The organism is Geminicoccus harenae (assembly GCF_019800005.1).
Taxonomy (GTDB): domain Bacteria; phylum Pseudomonadota; class Alphaproteobacteria; order Geminicoccales; family Geminicoccaceae; genus Geminicoccus; species Geminicoccus harenae.
In genome coordinates this window covers 1-859 of sequence record NZ_JABGCL010000197.1, presented here as the reverse complement: position 1 = coordinate 859, position 859 = coordinate 1, and the positions used below count along the sequence as shown (strand labels likewise).

The following is an 859-nucleotide window of genomic DNA, read 5'->3' as shown; positions in this document are numbered from 1 at the left end:
TGTTGATCAGGCGACACCCGGATTTGAACTGGGGAAAAAGGATTTGCAGTCCCCCGCCTTACCACTCGGCCATGCCGCCAAAACGATAGAAAATAGATGAACTTCTTTTTTTTTTATTGTACTTGCATCTTGAATCCCGTTTTCCTTAATCCCTTTCCTAAAAGAAATCCTTCCTTTTTGGATTGGATCCATCCCTTCGATTGATTGTATAGTATCTCAAAAGACACAATACCTAAAAACTTCCCCTCTCTTTTCTATTGAAAAATAAAATGTGGATTTTCAGTCACAAAAGCCAAAATTCAGGACAAATTGGAACCATTAACTATTGGCTGTGAATTCATGAATGATTCTTGGATTTGAATCTCAAATTGTGTTTCATAAGAAAATCCAAATTGATACATAACTAATCAGTATTAATTCTTTTCAATAAAAAATCCTTCTCAATGTTAATTATAACAGCAATTATGAATATATGTAAACCCTAGAACAGAAATTGTTACACAGATATCTAATTGGGTATCTTATCTATATGATGCCTATAAGGGAATTATCAAGAAATTATCGTGCTTCAATTTTTCATTGAATAGAAAATAGATGATAAAGCACGACCTGCGTTGCCCCGAATAGAACTGCAATAAAGGAGGAGACGAGTATATAAATAGCTATTGTTTAATAAATACAACCCACTTTATTCATATTCTACGAATTCTACTAAAAATATATATATAGGTAAAAAGATCTCTCTTCTCTGCGAATCATTTTTTGAACAATGGAATCCACGAAAAAAGTTAAGTACTAAAAAAAAAATCAACTCTATATTCTATTGTTTCTGATTATTCTGTCTTTATCTCAGCGAACA

Annotated in this window: 1 tRNA gene; it reads right to left on the bottom strand. The window is 32.1% G+C overall.

From position 1 onward, the window contains the following. Positions 1–8: 8 nt before the first annotated feature. Positions 9–79 (bottom strand) — tRNA-Cys (locus tag HLA95_RS30365). Positions 80–859 lie beyond the last annotated feature (780 nt).